7 protein-coding genes are annotated in these 5,478 nt (G+C 59.9%); 2 read left to right on the forward strand and 5 right to left on the reverse strand.

What is annotated here, in order from left to right; all coding sequences use genetic code 11:
- The 5 genes from Q0X21_RS09880 to Q0X21_RS09900 form a co-directional block, all read right to left on the reverse strand.
- Positions 1 to 593 (reverse strand): ABC transporter ATP-binding protein (locus Q0X21_RS09880; RefSeq protein WP_297851712.1); only part of this gene is annotated, 593 nt, incomplete at its 3' end.
- 1 nt (position 594) lies between these two features.
- Positions 595 to 1,077: a hypothetical protein gene (locus Q0X21_RS09885; RefSeq protein ID WP_297851713.1), complete on the reverse strand. Its 483-nt coding sequence runs from the start codon at positions 1,075 to 1,077 to the stop codon at positions 595 to 597.
- Entirely contained in the window at positions 1,074 to 1,331 is a 258-nt protein-coding gene (locus Q0X21_RS09890; RefSeq protein ID WP_284856384.1) for a helix-turn-helix transcriptional regulator, read from the reverse strand. Before Q0X21_RS09890 ends, Q0X21_RS09885 begins: the two co-directional genes overlap by 4 nt.
- Positions 1,332 to 1,436: 105 nt before the next feature.
- Positions 1,437 to 2,795 carry a helicase-associated domain-containing protein gene (locus tag Q0X21_RS09895; RefSeq protein WP_297851714.1) on the reverse strand — a complete coding sequence of 453 codons (1,359 nt, stop codon included), beginning with the start codon at positions 2,793 to 2,795 and terminating at the stop codon, positions 1,437 to 1,439.
- A complete protein-coding gene (locus Q0X21_RS09900; RefSeq protein WP_297851715.1) occupies positions 2,686 to 3,498 on the reverse strand; it encodes a hypothetical protein in 813 nt (270 codons plus the stop codon). Before Q0X21_RS09900 ends, Q0X21_RS09895 begins: the two co-directional genes overlap by 110 nt.
- Before the next feature lie 53 nt (positions 3,499 to 3,551).
- Here Q0X21_RS09900 and Q0X21_RS09905 point away from each other — a divergent pair, with 53 nt between their 5' ends.
- Positions 3,552 to 3,752, forward strand: a complete 201-nt coding sequence (locus Q0X21_RS09905) for a hypothetical protein (RefSeq protein ID WP_297851716.1) — start codon at positions 3,552 to 3,554, stop codon at positions 3,750 to 3,752.
- A gap of 219 nt (positions 3,753 to 3,971) precedes the next feature.
- Positions 3,972 to 5,396: a YeeE/YedE thiosulfate transporter family protein gene (locus Q0X21_RS09910; protein ID WP_034666165.1), complete on the forward strand. Its 1,425-nt coding sequence runs from the start codon at positions 3,972 to 3,974 to the stop codon at positions 5,394 to 5,396.
- Positions 5,397 to 5,478 lie beyond the last annotated feature (82 nt).

The raw sequence follows: 5,478 nt of genomic DNA on the forward strand, positions 1-5,478 counted from the left end.
CAGAGACGCTGAACCAGGTCGAGCTGGTGGGAGGAGAAGACCACGGGGACGCCGCTACGGGCGCGGTCTGTGAGCATGGTGCTCATGACATCGACGGCGACGGGGTCGAGGCCGGAAAACGGCTCATCAAGAATGAGGATCTCCGGGTCGTGGATGAGGCTCGCAGCGAGCTGCACGCGTTGCTGGTTACCCAGCGAGAGGTCATCGAGCTTGTCATTCACACGCTCACCGAGGCCGAGTTCTTCCAGCAACTCCGTGCCACGCTGTTTCGCCGTGGCACCGTCCACGCCATGCAGTTTGGCCAAGAAGACTAGCTGGTCAAGGATCTTTTCCTTGCCGTAGAGGCCACGCTCTTCGGGCATGTAGCCGATGTGGCGGCGTGAGCCGTCGTTAAGCGGAATGCCATTGAGCAGCACCTCGCCGGAATCTGCTTCGAGCACACCGAGCGCGATGCGCATGGTGGTGGACTTGCCGGCGCCGTTGGACCCGACGAAGCCGTAGAGCTCGCCATCGCCGACGGTGAAACTCATTCCGTCCAGGGCTTGTGTGTCGCCGAAGCGTTTATGTAGGTCTCTGATTTCAAGAGTGGTCATTTCAGTCCTCCTTGCGGTTGAAGGTGATCGCGTAGCCGATCATGGGCAGGGTGGAGACGAATAGGTAGGTGAAGATCATGTACAGGCCAGCCGCGAGGAGCACGGTTCTATCCACTGTGTCCCCGGCGAAGAATGCGTAGATACAGAAACCGAATCCGCCAATGTTATTGAGCGCTGAGATGATCCGGAAAGCGCGGTTGCGCCAGGTGGTGAAAACATCGCGCTCGTATTCATCGAGTTCTGCTTCCGGGACACGGTCCTTGCGGTCATTTGCTCCGCGGATGATGGTCCAGGACACCATGGAAACGAGCATGGCTGCGGTGTAGCAGACCAAAAACACAGTTGGATCCATATTCGTGGCCAATGAAGCGATGAAGAGGAGCACCGCGACTGTCAGGCCCGCGAAATACGCCGCCATCAGAACACGTGTTGCTTTCTGGTTGCGTACCCGTTCCGCGCCGGGAAAAGGCGGTGTTGATCTCATGGGCGGTACAGCTCCTTCGACATTGGGGCGAATTCGGTGCGGGAGAACACTGCCTCGATTGGAAGGTCGAATACCTCGCAGACCCGGAAGGCCAGATCGAGGCTGGGGGAGTGATCACCACGCTCCAAAGCGCCGATGGTTTGCGGGTTCACGTCGATCAGTTCGGCGAGTTGGTTGCGCGACATGTCGCGCTCCGCCCGCAAGACGCGAACCCGATTATGAATCGGACTCTTCGGCTGTTTTCGTGCTGCCACGCAATAGAGTGTTGTATAAACCCAACAATCTGTCAACGGGTGCAACAAAAAAATTTAAGACAGGACTCGTTTTAGGTGGTCATTGGGCTGAAGGATTTGGCGTCTTTAGGCCATGACCACTTTGGTGATGCGTGGCAGGGCGATGCGTACGACGGAGTCGGTTGCGGCGATGTGGACATCGACCTGGCCGGCGGACACCGACAGCGGGCGGGCTGTCAGGGTCTGTCCACGCCCATGCTTATCGACGTAACCCAGCGTCACCTGCTTCCTCCCGCGCGCTGCGGCGCGGAGGGTCTCCAGGGGGTTGCCGGTGGTGGTTGGTGCGGGTGTGCTGGTGGAATCCGCGGGGGTGTCGGAGCGCAGCCGTGCGATGATCTGGTCGGCTTGATCGGCTGAAACCGACGTCTGCTGCGGCAAATGTGACGGTGTCGCGGGCACGAGGGCTGGTTCCGGCGCCATGTTGAGCTGCGCGCCGGATTCGTCTTCAGCTGTTGGCTGCAGGCCTGCTTTGCGCAGGGCATCCATGAGCTTGGGCAGGGGTAGTTGTGCGACGGCCACTGTCGGGGCGAGGGGCCTGAGGACGCTGGGGAGTTTCTCTACTGCCGTGGTAATGAGCGCCGGATCAGCGCTGCGGATATAGCTCATGGCTGTGCCTGCGCGGATGGAGCCGTGGGTGCGAGCGGTGTCGCTGATAAGGAACGTGATGCCTTGTGGGATCTCGCCGAGGACGTGGTCTGTCAGCCATGCGTGGATCTCGTCGGCGGTGAGACCGCTGTCGAGGCCGTTGCGGACAGAGCCGTCCGTGATACGCCACACGCTGGCTACGCCTGGGGATTCGAGTTCCGCGATCTTTTCCAGAAAGTTGCCCATCTCCGGTTCGAGTGGGCCGGGAGCCAACACCGTCATATCCGCTTGGGCGATGAGGGTGTCTACTGGTGGTGGAACGAGCTCGCTGGTCGCGGCGGCGATATCAGCGTGATTGAGGAGCGCTCTCAGCGGTGAAGAGATAGCCGGTGTGGCATCGAGCGCGCCGACGAACTGTGCTTCCTGTGCTGTGGCCTCGATGAACTGTGGGGATATGCGCGTGGCTGCGAGAGGCGAGTGGAAGAACAAACGCTGCACATTGCCGGCCTGGCGCAGGACGGTGAGCCGATTTGTTCGTGCGTCTGGCGAGCGCATCTCAGGCGACAGCAGCTTCGCATCCGTGTCCAGCCGCCATGGGGACGCGGCCCAGCCAGCAAGAAGAATCGCCCACTGATCCGACAACGTTGCATCCAACCACGTCAGGGAATCCCGCGTGGCGCCGAGAACATCCACGTCATCCACGTTGCCGCGGCCGATGAGACCGGCGGATTCACCGATGGTGATGAGAAGCGTCGGATCGAAGCCGAGCTTTTTGCTCAGGTTCGTCCGCGCGCGAACGCCGACGGAACCGTCCTTGTTCAGCGGGATGGGTTCCTGCAAAAAAAGACGTGATGAGCTGGCGGAGCTGACGCACTGCATCAAGGCCCTGGGTTGTTGCTGCCTTATCCGCGTCGCTTTGGTCGACCTCCGGTGTTACCGGTTCCTCCATGGGGAAGCTGCGCGGCGGATAGCCGTGGAGAACGTCGCGCACTGGGCGGGGGAGGCGCACCGTCGTGGAGTTCGCGCGGACGAGCAGGCCTTTGGCAATGAGTGTGGCAATTGGTGTGTTCGGGTCCGCATCGGGTGCAGCTGCCTTTGTAGTTCCCTGGCCACCGGAAACGGACAGTGTGACCAGTACGCGTCGTTCAGCGGGGGTGAGGCCGGCCACGAGCTCTTCCACATCATCCGGCGCGGTCTCCGCCACGCGCCAGCCCTGGGGCATGGCGCTGAGCACGCCGGGGGCAACGCGCACGGCATTATCGGGGCCGTAGATGAGTGCGCGTTCACGGAGGGGAGTGAGGTCTGCTTCAGTCGCGTCGAACGGAGCGAACTCAGCACCCGCATCCCCGAGACGCTCCAAGAGGACGATAGCGGGGGTGGAGAGCTGGTGTAATGCGCGCGCAGCGGAACCCGGGAGTGCGAGCCGAGTGGCCAGCGACGCGATGGACGGAGGCGCAGGATAGAACGCCTCCGGGCGCAGAAGAATGAGCGTGCGGAGCTCTTCGTCGGTGAAATCAGCGAGCGCTTCAGGGAACGTAGTCATTGCGGGGGTGATTCTACGTGCGTTTTTGGCCTTGGCGTGAAAGAATGATGTACATGGCTAAAGACGTTGACAACATGACTAAGATTAACCCGGCGTGGCCTGCACACACCCCGGGTGATGGCCACCCAGTGACGGAGATTAACTCCAAGTTGGCCGCAGCTTCCAGCCCCTACGGCGACGACCTTGTGTTGCCGCGTCCATGGGAGGAAACCGGTTATGTTCACCCGACCACCCGCATTAACGGCGCGAACTAAACCTGCGTTTCGGCTTAAGTAGTACAAGCGAGTCCGTTCGGCGTTTTGCCGAGCGGGCTTTCTTTTTATTCATTGGCGTTAGTGCCTGTTCAGGAATGGTTTTCTATCCTTTTACAGACAGCATTGTCCGCTAGACGAAGGGTCGCTATAGACAGAGCTGTATGTGCTTTGTAGACTCTCCAGTGTTTTATTAGTTCAACAGAAACACTGGAGGCTTCCATGATTCTTACTGGTTTAGCAGTGGGTGTCGCCCTCGGCGTGGTGATGCAACGCGGACGATTCTGCGTGACGGGCATGCTGCGTGACGTCTTCTTGCAAAAGCAGGGGCGCGGGCTCGTCGCATTCTTTATCGTAGTTGCGGTACACGCGATCGGTCTTGCCGCTTTGACATCGCTCGGTGTGATTTCACCGGAGTACCGTACTTTCGCCCCCATCGCTGTTGCTGTTGGTGGCTTCATCTTTGGTATGGCGATCATCCTTGCCGGTGGTTGCGCCTCAGGTACTTGGTATCGCTCCGGTGAAGGGCTGGTTGGTTCATGGTTTGCACTACTCTTCTACGGGTTGTCTGCGTCCGCGATGAAAAGTGGCTTCCTCTCTGGTTTCAATGACAAGCTGAAAGAATGGGACACGGGGTGGACTACTTTGCCGCAGACCTTCGGAATCTCCGCATGGTGGTTTGCTATCCCACTGGCTCTGGGCACTGCTTATCTTGCGCAGCTCTACCTTGCCCGCGATGCTGCCAACCCGAAGGTGACGCTGGAGCAGCCGTGGTACCGCAAGCCACTGCATCCGTACACCGCTGGTGCCGCGATCGGGCTTCTTGGCGTGCTCGCATGGCCGCTGTCCGCCGCTACCGGACGAAATGATGGCCTGGGCATCACTACACCGTCGGCGCATCTGACCAGCTACATCACTACCGGTGAAACTGAATACTTCAACTGGGGCACCCTGCTAGTTCTGGGCATACTGGTTGGTTCTTACATTGCTGCAAAAGCTTCCGGCGAGTTCCGTCTCCGCGTCCCCGACGGGCGTACATCAGTGCGCGCAGTCATCGGCGGAATCGGCATGGGGGTTGGCGCGTCCCTGGCCGGTGGATGCACCGTGGGCAACGGCATGGTTCAGACTTCTCTATTCAGCTACCAGGGCTGGGTAGCCATGGCATTTATCGCAGCAGGCGTGTACGTCGGTGCCAAGCTGTGGCTGAAGCCATCCGGCGTGAAGCAGGGCTCTGCTGACGCGGGTGTATACACCACGGATGAGTCCATCAGTGACCCTGAGCTTGCTGGGCTTGCGTCCGACAAAACTGAAGCGGAGGAAGCCGCACCGGCATTCAACATCGTGTCCGCCTCCGGAGGTGTCGCGCTGAAGACCAAGCCGAAGCAAGACACCACGGCACGTCCGCTGGGCGGTGGCCGATACGTCCTGGACACCCTGGGGGATGTGTGCCCATTCCCGCTGATTGAGGCCAAGCAAGCGATCTCCGAGCTGGATTCGGGTGAGGAGCTCATCATTGATTTCGACTGCACCCAGGCAACTGAGTCCATTCCGCAGTGGGCTGCTGACAACGGCCACGGTGTAAAGGACTTCGTTCAAAACCAGAACGCCGGTTGGCAGATCACGGTGGTCAAAGACGCCGCGAACTAGGTTGCTACTTACCCCAGCAGTTAATTGCTGTTTTTGGGCATGGCGAAAGACCAGCTGTTGCTGGCTTTCGACATGGGGAGTG

It is taken from the genome of uncultured Corynebacterium sp. (assembly GCF_947253065.1).
Classification (GTDB): domain Bacteria; phylum Actinomycetota; class Actinomycetes; order Mycobacteriales; family Mycobacteriaceae; genus Corynebacterium.

Excerpts from the sequence above, each read along its gene's own strand:
- Q0X21_RS09885 (WP_297851713.1), bottom strand. The coding sequence starts at position 1,077 with ATGAGATCAACACCGCCTTTTCCCGGCGCGGAACGGGTACGCAACCAG.
- Q0X21_RS09900 (WP_297851715.1), bottom strand. The coding sequence starts at position 3,498 with ATGACTACGTTCCCTGAAGCGCTCGCTGATTTCACCGACGAAGAGCTC.
- Q0X21_RS09905 (WP_297851716.1), top strand. The coding sequence starts at position 3,552 with ATGGCTAAAGACGTTGACAACATGACTAAGATTAACCCGGCGTGGCCT.
- Q0X21_RS09910 (WP_034666165.1), top strand. The coding sequence starts at position 3,972 with ATGATTCTTACTGGTTTAGCAGTGGGTGTCGCCCTCGGCGTGGTGATG.